Source organism: Gilvimarinus xylanilyticus, from assembly GCF_024195295.1.
Classification (GTDB): Bacteria; Pseudomonadota; Gammaproteobacteria; order Pseudomonadales; family Cellvibrionaceae; genus Gilvimarinus; species Gilvimarinus xylanilyticus.
In genome coordinates, this window is sequence record NZ_JAMFTH010000006.1 from 168,771 (window position 1) to 189,150 (window position 20,380).

Below are 20,380 nucleotides of genomic sequence, written 5' to 3' on the forward strand. Positions count from 1 at the left end.
GTGCAGACTTTTTCAATCGTCATACCCACCTGGAATAACTTGGCCTATTTGCAGAATGTTCTGCGTAGCTTAGAGCTGCACAGCCGTGTAAAACATCAGGTTATCGTGGTGGTTAATGAAGGTGTGGATGGTACGACCGAATGGTTGGATGCTGAGCAAATTCCTTATGTTCATCATCGCGAGAATGTTGGTGTTTGTGTCGCCCTAAATTCCGCGACTGAGCATGTCAAACACGACTATTTGCTTTACCTTAATGATGACATGTACGTGTTGCCGGGCTGGGATACCGCTCTTGCCGAAGAGATAAACATGGTTGGCCATCAGCGTTTTATGCTCAGCGGAACCATGATTGAGCCGGAGTTCACCGGCAATGCCTGTGTCCAGGTGCAAGACTTTGGTGATAACTTGGACGATTTTGATGAGGCCGGCTTATTGCGGTTTCATGGGGAGAGTGAAGTTCCGCAAAACTGGAGCGGGGCGAGCTGGCCGCCACTATTGGTTCCCTTTACTTTGTGGCGTGAAGTTGGCGGTATGAGTGAAGAATTCTCTCCGGGGATGTACTCCGATCCGGATTTGAGTATGAAATTCTGGCAGGCCGGGGTGCGTTATTTTAAAGGCGTAGGGCGTGCCCGGGTGTATCATTTTGGCAGCAAAAGTACACGTCGCTTAGGTAAGAATATTGGCCGCCAAACTTTCCTGAATAAGTGGGGAGTAACCCCCGGTTTTTTTTACCGTCGTTATCTTAAAATGGGTGAACGCTGGTGCGAACCCCAAAAAAACTTTAGCCCTTCGGCTGGGCGTACCTTAATTCACTGGTGTAAGCGTACGTTTTTTTAAGGCTGAGTACGTCCACGAGGATGGTAAATACGATAGTAGGCGAAAAAGGCCAGAATAAAGCCCAGTGGGGCTCCCAGCTCTAACACTTCTTCGGCAATGGTGGTTAATATTTCCTGATGTTCGGAAAAACTGATATTCCAAACTGCCAATTTACGGGCGATACCGTCCAGTAAGCGGGCGATAAACAACATGCCACAACTGACTCCCGCGATAATCGCCACCGCCTCAAAGCGCAACGCGCCGAGTAAAAGAGGTTTGATATAACGCTTGGTTGTGAGTACCAACAGCCAGGCTACAGCCAAAACAATCAGTACTGACACGCCTTTCTCTAGCCAAGAGACATCTGGCGAGCGAAACGTCTGGCTCTTGAATAATCCAAAGGTGGAATAGCGTTTGTCCATGTCCAGCTCTCGGAGGCCCAGCAGCGTGACCCCCACAATTAGTGGCCAGTGGTGTTCTCGTACATGGTTGCCGCCTTTCCATAGCATCAATGCTGCGCACAAAAAATAACCCAGCGCGGAGGATAAGTCGATAGGGCCGCCTTCGTGCGCGGCGCTTTGCGCAGTCTCATCGCCAGCGTATAGGTAGTAGACAATAATAGCGGCCATAGCTACCAGTAGCAGTATTAGCTGAATAAAATAGCGAAGCGGCCGGGGGTTGATGTTCGACATGAAAATTGTCGCTTTTTCAATGATGTAAAAACGACAGTATAACCGATTGCCAGCAATGATTGCGAAGCCGAGCCGAGAGCCTGGCTTAGGTCAGCCTTACCGCGCTGGTGTGAGGGTCGCGACTAACGCCAGCCAGCTCAAGCGCTTGCAGGTACTCTCGCCATAATTGATCTCTGTGTTCGCCCAGCTCTCTCAGCGCTTTCCAGGTATAGATGCCCGAGTCGTGGCCATCACTGAAAATCAAGCGAATACCATAGTTGCCTACGGGCTCTACGGTTTTAATGCTGACGTCGCGTTTGCCAAACTGCAGCTTAGCCTGATCGGGGCCGTGGCCCTTAACCTCGGCGCTGGACGAGTGTACCCGCAAAAATTCCGCGCTCAAACGGTAGTGTTCAATGCCGAACTGGATTTCCAGTTCGGCGGTATCGCGATGCAGCTTGATTTTGCTGGGTGCTTGCATAGGACTAATGGCAGTCTTTATAAAATGTAACGACTTAAATCTTCGTTTTGCGCCAGCTCGCCCAGGTGCTTGTCGACATAGGCTGCATCAATCACAAAGTTTGTGTCGGCACTGCCCGCATCAAAGGAGATGTCTTCCAGCAGGCGCTCAAGCAGTGTATGCAGACGTCGGGCACCGATATTCTCGGTGCGCTCATTGACATCGAACGCCGTTTCGGCAATGCGGCGAATGCCGTCTTTGGTAAATTCGATATCGACGCCTTCGGTTTTAAGCAGGGCGTGATGTTGCTCGGTCAGCGATGCCGAGGGCTCGGTTAGGATGCGCTCAAAATCATCTGGGGTCAGTGCGTTCAGCTCGACCCGAATGGGTAGACGGCCCTGCAGCTCGGGAATCAAATCCGATGGCTTCGACAGGTGAAACGCGCCCGAAGAAATAAACAGAATATGGTCGGTTTTAACCATGCCGTGTTTAGTGCTTACGGTGCAGCCTTCAATCAATGGCAGTAGGTCGCGTTGCACACCTTCGCGGGAAACATCGGTGCCGCCGCTTTCGCCGCGCTTGGCAACCTTGTCGATTTCATCCAAAAAGACAATGCCGGTTTGCTCTACCGATTCCACCGCCTGGGTCTTAATATCATCGTGATTAACCAGCTTGGCCGCCTCTTCTTCCTGTAGGACTTTCAGGGCCTGCTTGACGGTTAGTTTGCTGGTTTGGGTTTTGCCGTTGGACATGGAAGAAAACATGTTCTGCAGTTGGCTGGTCATTTCTTCCATGCCAGGGGGCGCCATAATTTCTACCCCGGCGGCAGGGGCCGATACATCCACCTCAATCTCTTTATCGTCAAGGTCGCCCTCGCGCAGTTTTTTACGGAAAATCTGGCGGGTGTTGGCGCCGCTTTCAGTGTCGGATTCACCGCGCGCCTTGGGCAATAATGCGTCCAAAACACGTTCTTCCGCTGCTTCGGCGGCGCGCACCTGAACGCGCTTCATGGCCTCTTCGCGCTGCATTTTAATCGCGCTTTCCACCAGGTCGCGAATAATGGATTCGACATCGCGGCCTACGTAGCCCACCTCGGTGAACTTGGTGGCTTCGATTTTAATGAAGGGCGCCTTGGCCAGCTTGGCCAGACGGCGGGCAATTTCGGTTTTACCTACACCCGTGGGGCCAATCATTAAAATATTCTTGGGGGTGATTTCGCCGCGCAGGTCGGTATCCACCTGTTGGCGACGCCAACGGTTGCGCAGGGCAATCGCTACGGCGCGTTTGGCTTCGTGCTGGCCGACAATAAAACGGTCGAGTTCGTGTACGATTTCTCGCGGAGTCATGCTGGACATAAAGGGGCTCGCAATCAGTAATCCAGTGATTCGATAGTCTGGTTGTGGTTGGTGTAAATGCAGATGTCGCCGGCGATGGACAGGCCTTTTTCGACAATGGATTGAGCGTCCAGGTCGCTGTTATCGAGCAGCGCGCGTGCGGCAGACTGGGCGAAAGCGCCGCCCGAACCGATCGCAATCAAATCGTCTTCGGGCTGAATGACATCGCCGTTACCGGTGATGATTAGCGACGCCTCTTTATCGGCAACCGCCAGCAGTGCTTCTAGGCGACGCAGAGAGCGTTCGGTACGCCAGTCTTTGGCCAGCTCGACAGCGGCGCGGGTCAGTTGCCCGCCGTAGGCTTCCAGTTTTGCTTCAAAGCGTTCAAACAGAGTGAACGCATCGGCGGTGCCGCCGGCAAAGCCTGCTAACACTTGGTCTTTGTACAGGCGTCTGACTTTGCGGGCATTGCCTTTCATTATGGTGTTGCCCAGTGATACCTGGCCGTCGCCGCCAATAACAACGGTATTGCCGCGGCGCACGGACAGTATGGTGGTACCTCGGTACTGTTCCACGATAGTTCCTTAACGGTTTGGTCAGTGAGTGGCCGGTTTCACAGCCGGGCCGCGTTTGCGGCGGATAGAGTCGAATTGGGGGCGGCGGCCTGGATTTCAAGCCGCGGGATGCTGATCGGCAGTTTTATCCTTCGGGGCTGCGCTTTAAAACCAGGGCGTTGTAGCGGTTGGACACCAGCGTAGATCTGGTTTTTGCCAGGCGCGATTGGTTATCGAAGGGGCCGATGACCACTCTGTGCCAGCGTTCGTTACCGCGAATGGTTACCTCTTCGGTGCGGGCATCCAGGTTGAGCAGAATCAGCTGCGCGCGCAAGCTTTCGGCGTCTTGGGCGCGGCGAAAAGAGCCCACTTGCAGCAGATATTCCATGGCGGGCTCGCGGGTTTTTTGCTCGGTGGTTTCTTTCGGCTCGGTGGCGGGAACAATCTCCTCGCTTTCTTCCAGCAGGGTGTAAAAGTCAAAGCGCGGCTTGGGCAGCTCCTGCTTTTTTTCGGGCTCGGGTTCCGGTTGCGGTTTCGCAGTGGTAGGTGCGTGCGACGCTTGTTGGGAGGACGTCTTAGATTGATTTGTAGGGGCAACCCCTGCCAAATAAATTAGAAACATGACAAATGCGCCGCCCACCGAACCAATAAACAGCCATACCCACCAGGGGACCTGGCTTTTGGGTGCCGCTTTTTTCGCGGCTGGGCGTTTTTTCTTGGCGTAGTCTCGGGTCATGCGGGGCGCTCAGGTTAAAAGCCGATATTCTAAGGGGTTGTCTTAGGGCCTGTCGACCGGTGTATCAATTCATTTCTTGTGGGTCGACATCAATAGACCAGCGGAGGGCGCGGTGGGTTTTCAATGTGCCGATATACTCAACTAAAAGCTGACACAGTTGGTTAATGGCCGCGCGTGAGTCGGATTTTACTTGCATTAAAAAGCGATACCGGTTGCCGCGTTTTTCCATTAACGCCGGCATCGGTCCCAGTAGCTCGGCGCCCAAGTTGGCCGTGTAAGCGTCGGCAAAGTGGCGCACCACCTGTAAAAATTGGGCGGCGGTATCGGCTACCGGGGCGTCGGCGCGAATCAGGGCGAGGTGCGAAAAAGGTGGCATCCGGGTGACTTCCCGCTCGGTAAGCAGAGCGCGGGAAAATGCCTGGTAGTCCCCGCTTACCAGCAGTTGCAGTAGCGGGTGATTTTGATTGCGGCTTTGCAGGATGACCTCGCCCGGCTTTTGCTCTCGCCCGGCGCGCCCGGCTACCTGCGTAATGAGTTGGCCCATGCGCTCGGGGCCGCGAAAGTCGGCACTCAACAAACCGCTGTCCACATCGAGTATGACCGCCAGGGTGAGGTTGCGAAAGTGGTGGCCCTTGGCAATCATTTGGGTGCCTACCAAAATACAGGGGGCACCCTGGTGAACCCGTTCCAGTTTATCGGATAGTGCGTTTTTGGTCCGAGTGGAGTCCCGGTCGATGCGAATAATATCGGTGTCGGGAAAGTACTGGGTTAGGAACTCCTCGCTGCGCTCGGTCCCCTGGCCGAGTGCCACCAGTCTGTGACTGTTGCAGATGGGGCAGTGAGACAGCACCGGTTGCTGCCAGTCGCAGTGGTGGCAGTGCAAGTGCCGCGGTTGGTGATGCAGGGTCAGGCGGGCGTCGCAGTGGCGACAGAGAATTTGGTTGCCGCAATCGTGGCACTGCAGGGTCGGGGCGTAACCGCGCCGATTGAGAAACACCAGCACCTGATTACCCGCTTTTAGGTGGTGATTGATGGCAGATAGGCTCTGCTCGCTTAGCCCCTGCTGGGCGCTGATGTCGCTGCTATCGACCAGCTGAATGCGAGGCGGTGGGTGGTTGCTGGCTCGGCGAGTTAGCTGTAAATGGGTAAATCGGTCGCGCAGGGCATTGTGCAGCGTCTCCAAGGCAGGCGTGGCGCTGCCCAGTATGACCGGAATATTCAGCGTTTTGCCCCGTAGGCAAGCTAGGTCGCGGGCGCAATAGCGAAAGCCCTCTTGCTGTTTAAAAGAGGCGTCGTGCTCTTCATCGACAATAATCAACCCGGCATGGGGCAGGGGGGTAAAAATCGCCGAGCGGGTGCCAATAATAATCTGTGCGCTGGCGTCGCACGCCCTCACCCAGGCGTTGAGTCGCTCGCGATCGCTCAGCCCAGAATGCAATGCCACCACCTTGGCGCTGCCAAAACGGCGTTGAAAGCGCTGGATAGTTTGGGGGGCAAGGCCGATCTCCGGCACCAATATAAGCGCCTGGGCGCGGCTATCACGGGTAAACAAGCGTGAGATCGCTTGCAGGTAAATCTCGGTTTTGCCGCTGCCGGTAGTGCCCTCCAGCAGATAAGTTTGAAACTGGTCCAGCGTTATTGCATCCAGAGCGACTTGTTGTTCTGGATTAAGAGCGAGAGCTTGCTCGCGAGAGGGCGCCTGCTTTGGACTTTGGCTCTGTTCGATAAGGCCGCGCTGGTGCAGCTTTTTAAGCGCGTCGCGGTTGAACCCCACCTCTTTGAGGTGGGGCCAGGTCTGTGGGCCGTAATCTCGTAGATACTTCAAGAGCTCGGCTTGGCGCGGCGCGCGGGGCAGAGCTGTATCGGGTAGGCCCTGTCCTTCGGGGGTTAGCTGCCAGGGCAAGATAGAGGAGTCGGCTTTGTAAGTTGGCATGTCTCCCTGGCGCAATAGGGTGGGCAGGGCTGCCTGCAGGGCTTCACCCAGCGGACATTGATAGTAATTGGCGCTCCAGCGAATGAGGCTAATGAGCTCGGATGGGATTACCGGGCTGCGGTCGAGAACGGCCTGCAGTGACTTAAGCTTGCCGGGCTCAAGGTTGCCATCGTCACTGTGCCCCAGAACCACGCCGATAAGTTCGCGCCCGGCAAAGGGCACACGGACTCGCGCACCTGTGGGCGGTGGCTGAGATATCTCGTCGCCCAGCAGATAATCAAAGGTTTCGCGCAGGGGGACGGGTAGGGCGACTTGTATTCGCGTGTGTTTGCTCATTGGGGGCAAATACTACTGTATTTACGGCCAAATCACATGCCTGGAAAGCCTGCCTACACAGGTGCTTAAAAAATGCTCGTTTTGCTTGCTTTAGGGTGGATTTATGGTAGTATCGCCGCCCCAAATATTGCGATAACCCCGTTATGCCGTGCCCGGCAAAGAGGCGTGGACCTTGTGTTCAGGTGGCGGTATACACAACATAGGTAATACTCATGCAAGCTGATATCCATCCTAAGTACACCAATGTTACGGCAACCTGTAGCTGCGGTAACAAAATCGAAACTCGCTCTACCCTGGGTGAAGATTTTCACATCGACGTATGTTCAGAGTGCCATCCTTTCTTCACCGGTAAGCAGAAAGTGGTAGACACTGGTGGTCGTATCGATCGTTTCAACAAGCGCTTCGCCAGCCGTATTGGTGGCAAAAAGTAAGTGCTTGTGTCGGGTGGTTATCCACCAACATAAAAAAACCCGCTGCGGCGGGTTTTTTTATGTCTGGCGTTTACAGGCTTTGTCAGTTGAGGGGGCTAGAACAACTCTTCGGGGAGCATCTGCCCGCTCTTGCCTTCGCCTGATTGGCTTCCCTCTTCCAGAGGCGGGATTTCGCTTTGGCGGAAGATTTCAAATATTGCATCTGGATCATTGGGCCCTGCGCGCTTGCCTGTTTCGGGGTCGATACGCACGGTTACGATGCCGTCGGGTCTTTTGCTGGGTTGTTCTGGTTTATCCGCAAGGGCTGCGCGCATATAGTTGATCCAGATGGGCAGTGCGGCCGAGCCGCCGTACTCGTTGTTGCCCAGGGGCGTATTTTTATCAAAGCCCAGCCAGGTCACCGTGACGACATCGGGGTTGTAGCCCGCGAACCAGGCATCGCGGGGACCGTTGGTGGTACCGGTTTTACCGGCAATATCGTCGCGCTCTAATACGCGGGCCCGGCGCCCGGTGCCTCGGGCGATAACATCCCTCAGCATGGAGTCCGCGATATAAGCGGTATCGGCATCTAGAATGCGCTCGGCTCGGTTTATCGCTTCGGGCGCATCCTTTGTTGTGTCTTGAGTGTCGTCTGCCAATAGTTCCTCCAAGGTGGCGGCTTCCTTTTTTTGTGATGCGCTTTGCTCCGGGCAGGAGCCGGTGCAGGCCGTTGCCGGGTTGGCTTGAAATGAAATCTCACCGTCGACCGTTTCAATGCGATCAATCAAATAGGCGTTGACCTTAAAGCCACCATTGGCAAAGGTGGCGTAGGCCTCGGCGAGCCTTAGAGGGGTTACCTCGTAGCTGCCCAAGGCCAGAGAGAGGTCGCGGGGGAGCTCGGCGGCGTTAAAGCCAAAGCGGGCCAGGCTTTGATGGGCGGTGTCCATGCCCAGGCTGCGCAGAATGCGAATGGATACCAAGTTGCGCGAGCGGTAGAGAGCGGTGCGCATACGCATGGGGCCCAAAAAGGTGCCACCGTCGTTTTCGGGGCGCCAGGTGCCTTCCAGGCTGGCGTCTTCAATCACAATGGGTGCGTCGTTAATGATGGTGGCAGGGGTGTAGCCGTTCTCTAAAGCCGTGGTGTAAATAAAGGGCTTAAACGAGGAGCCCGGCTGGCGGGCGGCCTGGAGCACCCGGTTGAAGTGGCTTTGGTTAAAATCAAACCCGCCCACCATAGAAATGATAGCCCCATTTTGGGGGTTGAGCGAAATCAAAGAGGCTTCTGCTTCAGGGAGTTGGCTCAGCTCCCATTGGCCTTCGGGGCCTCTTTTTATCCGAATTACGTCTCCCTCGGCTACCAAGTCAGCGGCACTGGTGGGCTTTTTGCCGCGGTAGTTTTCGTTGAGGTAGGGGCGCGCGTCTCCCAGGCCCTGCTCCCAGCCAAGGGTCTGGGTGCTGCCGTCGGCTAGCATAATCTCGATGGATTGCTCGTCCAATGCACCCACCACAGCGGGAACCAGCTCGCCGTATGTGGGGATGTCTTGCAAAAGCTCGGGCCATTGTTCGCGAGCGTCTGTGTTTAGGCGACTCTCGGGGCCGCGAAAACCGTGCCGCTGGTCGTAAGTGAGAATGCCGTTGCGGACTTCCGCTTGAGCGGTTTCCTGCAATTCGGCATTGACCGTGGTGTAAATATTGTAGCCGTCGGTATAGGCGGCTGTGCCAAAGCGGTCTATGGCCTCTTGGCGCGCCATTTCGGCGACATACGGGGCATACAGCTCGGGGGTTAAACCGTGGTAGCTGGCGCTGATGGGTTCATTGCTGGCATGGCGCCAGGTCGCTTCATCGATGTGGCCCAGTTCGAGCATGCGACTGAGAATCCAGTTGCGACGGATCAGAGCTCGCTCCGGATTGGCGAGCGGGTTGTACGCCGAGGGCGCCTTGGGGAGGCCGGCAATCATTGCCCACTGGGCTAGGCTCAGGTCACCAATGTCTTTGCCATAATAGACATGGGCGGCAGCCTGGATGCCATAGGCGCGATTGCCAAAGTAAATTTTATTGTTGTACAGCTCGAGAATCTCTGCTTTGCTTAATTCTTTCTCTATCTGAAGCGCGAGCAGGATTTCGTTGAATTTACGGGCGAAGGTCTGCTTAAAAGTTAAAAAGAAGTTTCGGGCGACCTGCATGGTGATGGTGCTGCCGCCGGATTGAATTTGACCTGTTTGCAATAATTGTGAAGCCGCTCGCAAAAGTCCTTTAATAGAGACGCCGTTATGGTCGTAGAATTGAGCATCTTCTGCCGATAATAGAGCTTTAGTGTATAAAGGTGGAATCTGGTTATAGCTAATCGGTGATCGACGTTGCTCGCCAAATTCGCCAATCAGCTTCTGGTCGCTGGAGTAAATGCGCAGAGGGGTCTGCAGCTTTACCTCGCGCAAAGTCTGTACGTCGGGTAACTTGGGGTCCAGGTACAGGTAAAGACCGGCAAATGTGATGGCTGTCACGCCGCAGCCCGCAACGAATAACCATAAAAGCGCTTTTAGAGCAGAGTAGAATTTAAGCATTTTTTGTATTGGAATTAGAGAGTTAGCAACATTTACCGTGTGAGCTCGGCATTATACGGGGTTTTTATCGGTTTACATACGTACGTATTTGTTGCAGGCTTAACTTAAAGTGCTATAACATAAACGACGGCTAAGTTACGGATATAGATAGAAAAATGGGCATTTTCGGATTCTTGGATAAAAAGACCAAGCCGGTGCTGGGGGTCGACATAAGCTCTACTTCGGTCAAGCTGCTGGAGTTGAGTCGTCACGGGGACCGCTTTCGGGTGGAAACCTACGCGGTGCGCGCACTGCCTCCCAACGCTGTGGTGGAAAAAAACATAAACGACCCAGCGGCCGTGGCCGAGGTCCTGCGCACCTTGGTTAAACAGTCCAAGTCGAAATTGCGCCAGGCGGCCGTCGCGGTGGCGGGCTCGGCGGTTATCACCAAGGCGATTGAACAGCCAGCGGGTCTCAGCGATGACGATATGGAAAATCGCATCTATCTTGAGGCCGATCAATATATTCCTTTCGATACTGACGAAGTTTCCATCGATTTCGAGGTGTTGGGTGAATCGCCCAATGATCCCGAGATGGTTGAAGTTCTGCTTGCCGCCTGTCGCACCGAAAATGTCGATTCGCGAGTAGAGACTTTGCAATTGGCCGGTCTTGAAGAAAAGATCGTCGATGTTGAGGCCTACGCAATGGAGCGCTCCTTTGAGTTGGTACTGGAGCAGCTTGAAGATCAGGACAATCAAGTCGTGGCGGTGCTCGATATCGGCGCTACCATGACCACTTTGAGTGTGCTGGTCGACGGTCGCACAATCTATACCCGCGAGCAGCTTTTTGGTGGTCGTCAGCTTACCGAAGAAATCCAGCGTCGCTATGGCCTATCAATGGAAGAGGCGGGATTGGCGAAAAAGCAGGGCGGCCTGCCCGATGATTACCAGTCCGAAGTTCTGGAGCCATTCAAAGAAGCTGTCATTCAGCAGGTGACGCGCTCATTGCAGTTTTTCTTTTCCGCCAGTGAATACAATGATGTTGATTACATTGTGTTGGCAGGTGGGGTTGCCTCCATGGAGGGGTTGGTTGAACTGATTGAGGAGAAGTTGGGCACTCAGACGCTGATCGCAAACCCGTTTGCCAATATGTCCGTTGCTTCGCGAGTGAACGCCGCAGCCCTGGCAAATGATGCCCCCTCTTTAATGGTGGCGACAGGCCTGGCAATGAGGAGGAGCTTTGACTGATGGCGAATATTAACCTTCTACCCTGGCGGGTCACCTACCGTGAGAACAAGAAAAAGCAATTTATTGCCATCATGCTTATCGTGCTGGCGCTGGCCGGCGCTGTTGCCTTTATGTGGATTTCGCAGGCTAATGGCCGGGTCGATCACCAGCGTGAGCGCAATCAGATGCTCGAGCGGGAAATTGCCGAACTGGACAAGAAAGTCGCCGAAATTAAGCAGTTGCAGCAAAAGCGCGAAGAGCTTTTAGAATTGATGGAGTTGATCCGCAATCTTGAGGGCACTCGCTCGGTTATTGTGCATCACTTTGATGATTTAGTGCGTGCGATTCCCGATGGTGTTTATCTGACGTCGCTCGAGCGCGAGGGCGAGCTGATGAGCATGCAGGGAATGGCCGAGTCTAATAACCGGGTTTCAAGCTTTATGCGGAACCTGGATGCGTCCCCCTGGTACAGCGAGCCTAACCTGTCATCGGTAGAGGTGGCCCCGGAAGCGGGCGGACAGGCCAATGCTTTTGCTATGACGGTTAAAACCGTGGTGGCCAAGGGTGCGGGCCCGGATGCTGACGAGCAGGAGGCGCAATAATAATGGCTTTTAAAGATACCATCGCCCAGATCAAAGATTTTGATTACGAAGACCCCAACAAGCTCGGGGTATGGCCTTTACCTACCAAGATTCTGGTGTGCTTGTTTATTGTCGCAGCCGTACTGGCCGGGACCTACTACTTCAAGATCAAAGCTATCAATGAGAGTTTGGTGCGTGAGCAGGCCGAGGAGCGCAGCTTGCGCAAAACCTTCGAAACGCGCAGTGCTCAGGCGGCTAACTTGGCGGCTTATCGGGCGCAAATGGAAGAAATGCAGCAGTCGTTTGAGTCGTTGCTGGCACGTTTGCCTTCAGATACCGAAGTGCCAGGACTGCTTGAGGATATCGACGCGCGCTCAGTGGAAAGTGGCTTGGGCGATTTGAGTCTAGAGCTGCAGCCTCAGCGCGACGCTGAATACTATGTCGAGTTACCTATTAATATTAGTGTCAGAGGTGGCTACCACGACTTTGGTGGCTTTGTGAGTGGCGTTGCCGGAATGCCGCGCATTGTAACCTTACACAACTTTTCCATTAATCAGGCGAAAGAAGGTGGCGACTTGTTAATGGAAATTCAAGCGAAAACCTATCACTATCAGGGAGGTGGGGAAAATGAAGAATAAACCCCTGCTTCTGTTGGCCGCAGTAGTGTTGAGTGGCTGTGGGGCTCAAGGTGATTTAACTGATCTGCGCGACTATATTGAAGAGACTAAGCGCCGACCCGCCAAGCAAATTGAGCCTTTACCGGTATTCAGTCCTCTGCCTCCGTTTAGTTACGCGGCATCGACGTTGCGCAGTCCGTTCGAGCGTCCCATTGAGGAGTTGGCCAGTGTAAAAGGTGGTAAGTCAGTAGAGCCGGATTTAACTCGGCCCAAAGAGTACTTGGAAAACTTCAGTATCACCAACATGATCATGGTGGGTACGGTGAACCAGGCTAATACTCAATGGGCTCTGATTGATACCGGGCCCGGCAGCCAGCGAAGTGTTGAGCCGGTTACCATCGGTAACTACATGGGACGCAATCACGGTAGAGTGATATCAGTGTCACCGACCCAGATTGAGGTGATGGAAATTGTTTCCGATGGCGATGACGGCTGGGTAGAACGTCCTCGTATTATCAAATTACAAGAAAAGGAATAGGCGGTCATGCGTGCTTTGTTCTTTATGGGGTGGAAAATGAAAAAGACACTCGTAGTGTTGTTGGTTTCCCTGTGGTCCTCTGCAGTGGCGGCGTCAAACATTGAGGACATCAGGTTTGCCGAGTTGCCAAATCAAAGCTTCGAGGTGCGCCTATCGTTTGACGATGCGCCTCCTGAGCCTCAGGGTTACACTATTGAGTCGCCCGCGCGTATTGTGCTCGATTTCCCTGATGTGGTTAGCGAGTTAGATGAAAAGCGCTATCCTCTCGCTTTTGATAATGGCAAAAGCGCCATGGTGTTGACCTCGGGCGATCGAACCCGTCTTATCTTAAACTTAGAACATTTAGCGACTTATAAAGCGTCGGTGGATGGTAACGCTTATGTGATAGAGGTTGGTTCAACTGATCCCGGTGCCGCGGGCAGTAAACAAGTTAGTGCCACCGCCAAAGCGGTGAGTACTCAGTCGAGCTCCGACGGGCGCGCTGTGACGGCGGTGGATTTTCGTCGTGGCGAGAGTGGCGAAGGTCGCATTATTGTGGATTTGTCCAACACCAGCATTGGCGCCAACATGCGCGACACGGCCGAAGGCTTGCAAGTGCGTTTCAGAAACACACACCTGCCCTCCGAGCTGCGCCGTCGTCTGGATGTCATTGATTTTGCGACTCCGGTTAGCATTATTTCCGCCGAAAACGACAATGGCGATGCCGTATTGGATGTGACGGCCAAGGGTAACTACGATTACTTAGCCTATCAAACCGACAATACCTATGTTATTAGCGTTAAGCCGTTAACCGAGGCGGAAAAAGCGCAGAAAGAGCGCGAATTTGAATACACGGGTTCGCGTCTGTCGTTTAACTTTCAGGACATTGAAGTTCGTGCGGTATTGCAAATTATCGCCGATTTTACCGAGCTCAACCTAGTGGCGTCTGACACTGTTCAAGGCCGTATTACCCTGCGCCTGGACAATGTGCCCTGGGATCAGGCTCTGGATATGGTCTTGAAAACCAAAGGTCTGGATAAGCGTCAGGTGGGCAATGTTTTAATGGTGGCGCCTGCCGCTGAAATTGCCGAGCGCGAGCGCCAGGAACTATCGACCAAGCGTCAGCTTGAAGAGCTTGCGCCGCTGCGTACCGAATATATCCGTATCAGCTACGCCAGCGCTGAAGAGGTCTTCAATATTGCTATGGGTGGTGAAAGTGCCAGCCGTGGCGACTCGCAGGGTGGAAGCTATTCGCTGTTGTCCGATCGCGGTCATGCGGTTGTCGATACTCGCACCAATTCGATTATTGTTACCGATACGGCCGACCGAGTGACCGAATTCAAACGCTTGCTGCAAGAAATCGATGTGCCGATCAAGCAGGTGATGATCGAAGCTCGTCTGGTAATTGCCAACAAAGACTTCCGTGAAGAGCTGGGTGTACGCTGGGGCGGTGTCGGTGCCAGCCTGGGCGATGATGCCATGTTTGAGGTGGGCGGTTCTACCGCGGCCCTTGATTCCAGTCCGGGTAGCCCGTTTGACTTTATCTATGGCGGCGGCAGCATGGATCTCAATGAGAACATGATGGTTGATATGGGCATTCAAAACCCTGTGGGCAGTATTGCTTTTGGTCTGTTGACCGACAACACCTATCTAGATTTAGAGTTGTCGGCGATGGAGTACAATGGCTACGCTGAAATTGTTTCTCAGCCCAAGGTTATTACCGGGGACAAGCAGCAAGCTACCATCTCTACCGGTAGTGAAATTCCCTACCAAGAGGCCTCCGCCAGTGGTGCTACCGCAGCATCGTTTAAAGAGGTGGTGCTGGAGCTGGACGTGACGCCGCAGATCACTCCAGATAACAATATTATTATGGACTTGGCTATTAAGAAGGACTTATTGGCCGAGTTTAACCAAGAGTTTGCGGTGCCCATTATCGATATCACCCGTGTTAATACGAAAGTTTTGGTCAGCGATGGTCAGACCATTGTTTTGGGCGGGATCTTCGAAATGCAGCAGTTGACCGGGGTGGATAAGGTGCCTTTCCTGGGGGATATTCCCTACTTGGGTCGCCTGTTCCGTCGCGATACCGTCAGCAGTGAGAAAAGTGAATTGCTGGTGTTTATTACACCGCGCATTATGGCTGACGAGTTGACAGAATAACGAATGAGTAACCAGCATGTCTTTCTTGTCGGCCCCATGGGGGTCGGCAAGTCCACTATAGGCCGTCTGCTGGCGGCCGAATTGAACCTCCCTTTCGTTGACACAGATCGATTAATTGAGGCCCGAACCGGAGCCGATATCCCCTGGATTTTTGATATGGAAGGCGAGCACGGCTTTCGTGATCGTGAATCCGCCGTGTTGCAGGAGCTTTGTGAAGGCGAGGTTGCCGTTATCGCCACCGGTGGCGGAATGGTCACTCGCGAGAAGAACTGCAAGCTTATGCGAGACTCGGGGTTTGTTTGTTTCCTTAGTGCGTCAGTCGATCAGTTGGTTGAGCGCACCTCGCGTGATCGCAAGCGGCCGCTTTTGCAAGTGGATGATCCACGTCAAAAAATCATTGATATTCTGACCGAGCGCGCCCCCCTGTACCGATCGGTCGCGAATGTCGAGGTTAATACCGATCGGTTTAATCCCAAGGCTGTGGTACAGGAGATTGTTGCTGCATTAGGGCCCTAGGGCACCTCAAGCGCCCAAATGACTGTGATAAACTGCGCGAGTGTTTTTATTACGGTGCAATTGATATGAAGACCCTTCAAGTTGATTTGGGTGAGCGCAGTTACCCGATTTACATTGGCGAGCAGTTGCTTACTGACGCCCAATGTTTTATTCCCCACATCAAAGGCAAACAGGTTTGCATCGTAACCAATGAGACGATTGCGCCCTTATATTTGCAACCTTTAAGCGACTTGCTCATTGATGCCGGCTTCACCTTAGAGACTGTGGTTCTACCCGATGGCGAAGCCCATAAAAACTTAGACACACTCAATCTGATTTTCGACAAGCTCTTGGGTTCCCGATTTAATCGCCAGGCGACACTCGTTGCCCTCGGTGGTGGCGTTGTGGGGGATATGACAGGGTTTGCAGCCGCCTCGTACCAGCGCGGTGTTAACTTTATTCAAGTCCCCACCACCTTATTGTCCATGGTTGATTCCTCCGTTGGCGGTAAGACCGGCGTAAACCATGCCTTGGGCAAAAATATGATAGGCGCCTTCTATCAGCCCCAAGCTGTGATTGCCGATGTCTCCGTACTTAGAAGTCTGCCGGTTCGCGAGCTTGCTGCGGGGGTCGCCGAAGTAATCAAATATGGTTTGATCTGCGACGCAGAGTTTTTTGAGTGGCTGGAGGATAATATCGCCGCCGTTATGAGTGGGGATGCCCGGGCGCAAATATACAGTGTAGTGCGCTCATGTGAAGATAAAGCTCGAGTTGTGGCCGCCGATGAGCGCGAAGGTGGTATTCGGGCGATCCTGAATTTGGGGCATACTTTTGGCCATGCCATTGAAACGGCCCAAGGGTATGGTAACTGGTTGCACGGTGAGGCGGTGGCGACCGGGATGTTGATGGCGATCGACTTATCCTGCCGTATGGGGAAGGTCGAACGCACGGTTTACGAGCGGGCCGAGCGTTTGCTAAAGGCTGCAGAGCTGCCCACACGCAGCCCTAAAGATATGAGTAATGACCAGTTCCTAGCATTGATGGCGGTGGATAAAAAGGCATTGGATGGTGGCCTGCGGCTGGTTTTAATGGAAGCGTTGGGGCAGGCTTATGTGACCGCGGACTTTGCTCATTCATTATTAGAGCAAACCCTAGATCACGCCCGCAATGGCTAATGCTTAAGCAACCAACAGGTGGATGCAGCAATGAATGATCCCAATTACTTTGATGCGCTAGGTTTGCATAAAGACCCTTTTGGTTCGGGCCCTGCGCCGGACTTATGGTCCGGTCTAGAGGCTCTGTCGCTCGAGGTGTTGCATACTGTTGAGTTTGTTGCTCCTGTCGCTGTGGTCGTTGGGCCGAGCGGAACGGGGAAAACCTCGCTCGCGACTGAATTGGCGGCTCGCCTGGAAAACTCCGGCGATACTCTGAGTTTAAGAGCTGCCAAGCTTAATAGCGAAAACCAGCTTTTGGGTGTGATTGCCGATTTCCTTGATTTGCCCGTGGATGCAGGGGCGCGCGCTGGAGAACTGTTGGTGCAAATTCGCTCGGCGATGACCGAAGGGCAGTTATACCTACTGATAGACGATGCCGATCTTTTGGGGGATGAGAGTCTTGCGCCTTTGATGAGTTTATTGCAGTCGTCGCGCGAGCTCCCGCCAATCCGGATTGTCTTGCTCTCCGCCAGGGACATTTCCTCCAGGTTGGATGGCTACGGGATGCCTGATATTGCCGTTCAGGATTTTTATATCCCGTTTATTGAGCTACCCGAGGCCGCCGGTTTACTCCAGTTACGCGTTGAGCAAGCGGGCTACACCGGCGCCGATCCGCTATTTGATGAGTCTTTAGTCGAGCCGTGGTGGGAAGAGGCTGAGGGTAACTTTAACCGCCTTTTTGGCCAGGCAAAAATGTGGCTGCTGGAAGAAGCATTGAGTGCTCAGGAGCCGGCTTCGCCGAGTGAAAAGTCAGCTCCACGCTTACCGGTGGTCCATGTGGTCGCTGTGGCAGCGCTGATTGCCGGTTTGGGAATGGTGTACCTTTACAGTGGTGATACTGAGGAAGAAGGTGCAAATACCGGTGTTGATAAGCCGGTAGAAGGCGGGGTGAGTTTGCAGATCCCGCCGCAGCGTAAGGAAGTTGTTGGACCTGGTGTGAAGCAATCGGAGCCTGCAGGTTCAGTTGGGCCGAAGACTTCAGGTGCCCGGAACACTCTTCCTCAAAGTGCAGAAGGGGGAGGTGAAGATTTTGTATCAACGCAGACTGGTGAGCCTTTGTCGCGAGAGGTGGAAACCGGGGACTCTTTCTCGGCTGACGCTGTTCGACACATCGATCAGAATGCGGAAAAAAGTTTAACGCGTACGGCAAAAGATGCCACTACAGAAGAAGGTAGTAACAGTTCGACTCAGTTGTCTTCGGTTCGCGCTGCTGACGAGCTTCAAAGCCTGTCACAACCGGTAGCCACCGTTGAAGACAGTGGATTGGGGGCGGGGGGCGAAGCTGAAGCAGGTGGCCAGGTTAGACCCGCGAGCGCAAGTTATGAGTTTGATGAGTTGGAAATATTGTCTTGGCCCGAGAGCGATTACACTCTTCAGGTGCTGGGGGTTAGTAGTGAGGCTTCGGCGCGTAATTATATCGATGTTCAGGCGAATAAATCGCAGTTAGTGCTCTACACTACGGAGCGCGATGGAAAACCCTGGTTTGTGGTTTTGGCGGGACGTTACGCCAGTCGTGCCGATGCGAAGTCGGCGATTTCGGGATTGCCGGATCGGCAGCAGAAGGCAAGCCCGTGGATTCGGTCGGTGGAGGCCATTCACGCCGCCATACGCTAGTAGATGGCTCTTTCGATAGGCTATTAAAGTATGAATATAAAAATCCCCGCTCCGGCGGGGATTTTTATATCTGAAGTGAAATTATTTAATGTGGATCAAGAATCGTCATCTTCGGGTTCGGGTATTTCCGAATGGACATCCACAGTGCGCGAGTATTTAGTTCCGTCTGGCATGGTGACTTCTACAATTACAATACCATCGGCTGCCTCTGAAGCATCAGCGCTAATCAATAGAAAGCCGCCGCCCGGCTCAGTGGACTTGGCCAGCTCGCCCTCGGGATTGACTACGGCTTCTACGCCTATGCTGGCGTCTGTATTGACGCTTACCTCAGTGCCGCCTGGGAGACCATTGCCGTTGCAGTCTGCCAGTAGAAAACGAATGCTTGTGCTGCTGCCAGGGTCTAGCTCAAGAGCGTTGGGGATGCCCCAGATAATTGGGTTGCGGTCGCAACTCATAATAAGCGTCAGCTCAGCCCGGGTCAGAACGGTATCGCGGCTGCATAGCCCCGCTGCGGCATCAGCTTCGCGGCACAGTGCGCCGTTATAGATGCCATCTCCGGGGATGTATTCATTGTCATCTCCAGCTGTAGTGGTGGCGATCTCTTCTCTGGCGCTATTGTATTTGCCGTCAAAGTTGCGATCGATATAAGGTGAGCCTAAATCGTCACAGCCATAGGCTGTAGAGCCTGTCTCGGAAGTTACGTGTGAGGCAGATCCGGAAACCGGTTCGGCGGCCAGGCAATTGATAGCCCTTCTGTTCGAGTCGCCACCGGGGCTGCTCGCGGTATAAAAGACGTCTTTATTAGGGTCATATAGCCCGTTGTTATTTACATCAATAAATGATTCGTTACCAATGGTGGTCGCAAGTATGCGTACGCGCCCGTCGCGGCAGTGGAACGCTGTGACAGGGCTTCCATTATCGCATATAAGTTTTGGCATCTCGCTGTGATCGCTAGGGTCTTCTCTGTAAGGAGTAAACCCCATATCGGCTTCCGGTTTAGGCTCTTGTGATTGCCAAGTAACGCTACAGGACCCGTTAATGCCACCTTCGTTTTCTTCATCGCTAGAAGAGGATTGGGTTAAGCACGCAGACTCTATCGCACCGCCATGGGCAGTAAAATAGATAGGGGTGCCGTCTGGCACAGGGTTGTTGAAAGCATCGGCGGCGTTTACCGTGATCTGCGAGGTCACATTGACATAGTGCCAAGCGTTAGGGGTTAGATCACTCGCGGCAATAGTCATGCTGTTCTGGTCTGGCAGGCCGGTCGATACAACCAGCTCGCTCGACTGCGACGCAATACCTCCGTCAGTGATGGCGGTTATGCGAACGCTTGTGGGGGTGGTGCCAGACTGAACGGTTGTGGTTACGTAGCCATTGGCGCCAGAGGTGGCTGTATCGTTTACTAGCTCCAAGCCGCCTGCGGTAGTGCTTAGGGTAAAGTTCACCTCAACCCCTTTTACGGGGGCGCCAGTACTGCCGCGAACCTGAAAGCGAACTTCTGAGGCTTCTGCCGAGCCAGTGCCTTTCAGGGTAATATAATTAGGGTTGGCGTCAACGTAAGAGATGCTGGTGACGGTGTCGGACTCAACTGTAATTGTGGTATTGGCGCTGATGACGCTGCCACCATAGGTGGTAGAAGCTTTGACCTGGTCTTCGCCAATACAGCCATTGGCGGTGTAACGAACGCTTGCTTGCCCATTGCTGGTCGAGATTACATTTGACGCACTGTCTTCGTTCTCATTACCTCCAGTAGCGCTTCCAATCGGAGCCAGCAAGGCTTCACCTGCTGCGATACATGGAGAGTTGAATGTAATTTGAGTGCTGTCCGTTATGAGTTGCCCGCCGTCGACCACATTGACAGTTAAGACCGTGTTGCCGCCTGCGGATAGTGCGTTGTCACCTATTTCGGTGCCAATTACTCCAGGCTCAAAGCTGTCGCCGCTACCTGAACCGATTTGGGCGATCTCATTGCCGGTGTCGCCACCGCCATTATCGCCGCCGCCATTTCCGTTTCCGTTGATGTCGTCCAGTGCGGTGCCGCTGCTGCCGCCGCCACAGGCCGCCAGGCCAGCGCACAGGGCAATAACCCCCGCAAGTTTTGAAGCTTGAGACCCGAGTGTAGTTATCCGCATATCTATGGTCCTGATTTATCGGAATTGTTGTTGT

Annotated in this window: 18 protein-coding genes; 10 read left to right on the forward strand and 8 right to left on the reverse strand. The window is 53.7% G+C overall.

The window, feature by feature from the left end:
* On the forward strand, window positions 1-837 hold the full coding sequence (locus tag M6D89_RS15555; RefSeq protein ID WP_253969016.1) for a glycosyltransferase family 2 protein: 837 nt from the start codon (window positions 1-3) through the stop codon (window positions 835-837).
* On the opposite strand, the gene M6D89_RS15560 is transcribed toward M6D89_RS15555, so the two are convergent.
* The 6 genes from M6D89_RS15560 to M6D89_RS15585 all read right to left on the reverse strand — a co-directional run bounded on the left by M6D89_RS15560 (window position 834) and on the right by M6D89_RS15585 (window position 6,840).
* Window positions 834-1,508: a hypothetical protein gene (locus M6D89_RS15560; protein WP_253969017.1), complete on the reverse strand. Its 675-nt coding sequence runs from the start codon at window positions 1,506-1,508 to the stop codon at window positions 834-836. The two genes, M6D89_RS15555 and M6D89_RS15560, sit on opposite strands and share 4 nt — an antisense overlap.
* A gap of 85 nt (window positions 1,509-1,593) precedes the next feature.
* Complete coding sequence (locus M6D89_RS15565) at window positions 1,594-1,968, reverse strand: gamma-butyrobetaine hydroxylase family protein (protein WP_253969018.1); 375 nt, start codon at window positions 1,966-1,968, stop codon at window positions 1,594-1,596.
* Window positions 1,969-1,985: 17 nt separating this feature from the next.
* Complete coding sequence (gene hslU / locus M6D89_RS15570) at window positions 1,986-3,302, reverse strand: ATP-dependent protease ATPase subunit HslU (RefSeq protein ID WP_253969019.1); 1,317 nt, start codon at window positions 3,300-3,302, stop codon at window positions 1,986-1,988.
* 14 nt (window positions 3,303-3,316) lie between these two features.
* Window positions 3,317-3,856 (reverse strand): ATP-dependent protease subunit HslV, encoded by a 540-nt coding sequence (gene hslV, locus M6D89_RS15575; protein ID WP_253969020.1) that lies wholly within the window; start codon window positions 3,854-3,856, stop codon window positions 3,317-3,319.
* Window positions 3,857-3,980: 124 nt separating this feature from the next.
* Window positions 3,981-4,571, reverse strand: coding sequence for an SPOR domain-containing protein (locus M6D89_RS15580; protein WP_253969021.1), 591 nt, complete (start codon window positions 4,569-4,571; stop codon window positions 3,981-3,983).
* Window positions 4,572-4,635: 64 nt separating this feature from the next.
* Window positions 4,636-6,840: a primosomal protein N' gene (locus M6D89_RS15585; RefSeq protein ID WP_253969022.1), complete on the reverse strand. Its 2,205-nt coding sequence runs from the start codon at window positions 6,838-6,840 to the stop codon at window positions 4,636-4,638.
* Between the two features lie 212 nt (window positions 6,841-7,052).
* On the opposite strand from M6D89_RS15585, the gene rpmE reads away from it, so the two are divergent.
* Window positions 7,053-7,271, forward strand: coding sequence for a 50S ribosomal protein L31 (gene rpmE / locus M6D89_RS15590; protein ID WP_253969023.1), 219 nt, complete (start codon window positions 7,053-7,055; stop codon window positions 7,269-7,271).
* Between the two features lie 95 nt (window positions 7,272-7,366).
* Here rpmE and M6D89_RS15595 read toward each other — a convergent pair whose 3' ends face one another.
* Window positions 7,367-9,811, reverse strand: coding sequence for a penicillin-binding protein 1A (locus M6D89_RS15595; RefSeq protein WP_253969024.1), 2,445 nt, complete (start codon window positions 9,809-9,811; stop codon window positions 7,367-7,369).
* A 155-nt stretch (window positions 9,812-9,966) separates the two neighbouring features.
* On the opposite strand from M6D89_RS15595, the gene M6D89_RS15600 reads away from it, so the two are divergent.
* The 8 genes from M6D89_RS15600 to M6D89_RS15635 all read left to right on the forward strand — a co-directional run bounded on the left by M6D89_RS15600 (window position 9,967) and on the right by M6D89_RS15635 (window position 18,214).
* On the forward strand, window positions 9,967-11,037 hold the full coding sequence (locus M6D89_RS15600) for a pilus assembly protein PilM (protein ID WP_253969025.1): 1,071 nt from the start codon (window positions 9,967-9,969) through the stop codon (window positions 11,035-11,037).
* Window positions 11,037-11,618: a PilN domain-containing protein gene (locus M6D89_RS15605; protein WP_253969026.1), complete on the forward strand. Its 582-nt coding sequence runs from the start codon at window positions 11,037-11,039 to the stop codon at window positions 11,616-11,618. The genes M6D89_RS15600 and M6D89_RS15605 overlap by 1 nt, the downstream gene beginning before the upstream one ends.
* A gap of 2 nt (window positions 11,619-11,620) precedes the next feature.
* Window positions 11,621-12,235: a type IV pilus inner membrane component PilO gene (locus M6D89_RS15610; protein WP_253969027.1), complete on the forward strand. Its 615-nt coding sequence runs from the start codon at window positions 11,621-11,623 to the stop codon at window positions 12,233-12,235.
* Window positions 12,225-12,752 (forward strand): pilus assembly protein PilP, encoded by a 528-nt coding sequence (locus tag M6D89_RS15615; protein ID WP_253969028.1) that lies wholly within the window; start codon window positions 12,225-12,227, stop codon window positions 12,750-12,752. Before M6D89_RS15610 ends, M6D89_RS15615 begins: the two co-directional genes overlap by 11 nt.
* Before the next feature lie 36 nt (window positions 12,753-12,788).
* Window positions 12,789-14,891, forward strand: a complete 2,103-nt coding sequence (gene pilQ, locus M6D89_RS15620; RefSeq protein ID WP_253969029.1) for a type IV pilus secretin PilQ — start codon at window positions 12,789-12,791, stop codon at window positions 14,889-14,891.
* A gap of 3 nt (window positions 14,892-14,894) precedes the next feature.
* Window positions 14,895-15,407, forward strand: coding sequence for a shikimate kinase (locus M6D89_RS15625; RefSeq protein WP_253969030.1), 513 nt, complete (start codon window positions 14,895-14,897; stop codon window positions 15,405-15,407).
* Between the two features lie 65 nt (window positions 15,408-15,472).
* Window positions 15,473-16,561: a 3-dehydroquinate synthase gene (aroB, locus tag M6D89_RS15630; protein WP_253969031.1), complete on the forward strand. Its 1,089-nt coding sequence runs from the start codon at window positions 15,473-15,475 to the stop codon at window positions 16,559-16,561.
* A 30-nt stretch (window positions 16,562-16,591) separates the two neighbouring features.
* Window positions 16,592-18,214: an AAA family ATPase gene (locus tag M6D89_RS15635; RefSeq protein ID WP_253969032.1), complete on the forward strand. Its 1,623-nt coding sequence runs from the start codon at window positions 16,592-16,594 to the stop codon at window positions 18,212-18,214.
* Between the two features lie 95 nt (window positions 18,215-18,309).
* Here M6D89_RS15635 and M6D89_RS15640 read toward each other — a convergent pair whose 3' ends face one another.
* The gene (locus M6D89_RS15640; RefSeq protein WP_253969033.1) at window positions 18,310-20,346 is read right to left on the reverse strand and encodes an Ig-like domain-containing protein; all 2,037 of its coding nucleotides are present in this window, start codon (window positions 20,344-20,346) and stop codon (window positions 18,310-18,312) included.
* Between the last annotated feature and the right edge of the window lie 34 nt (window positions 20,347-20,380).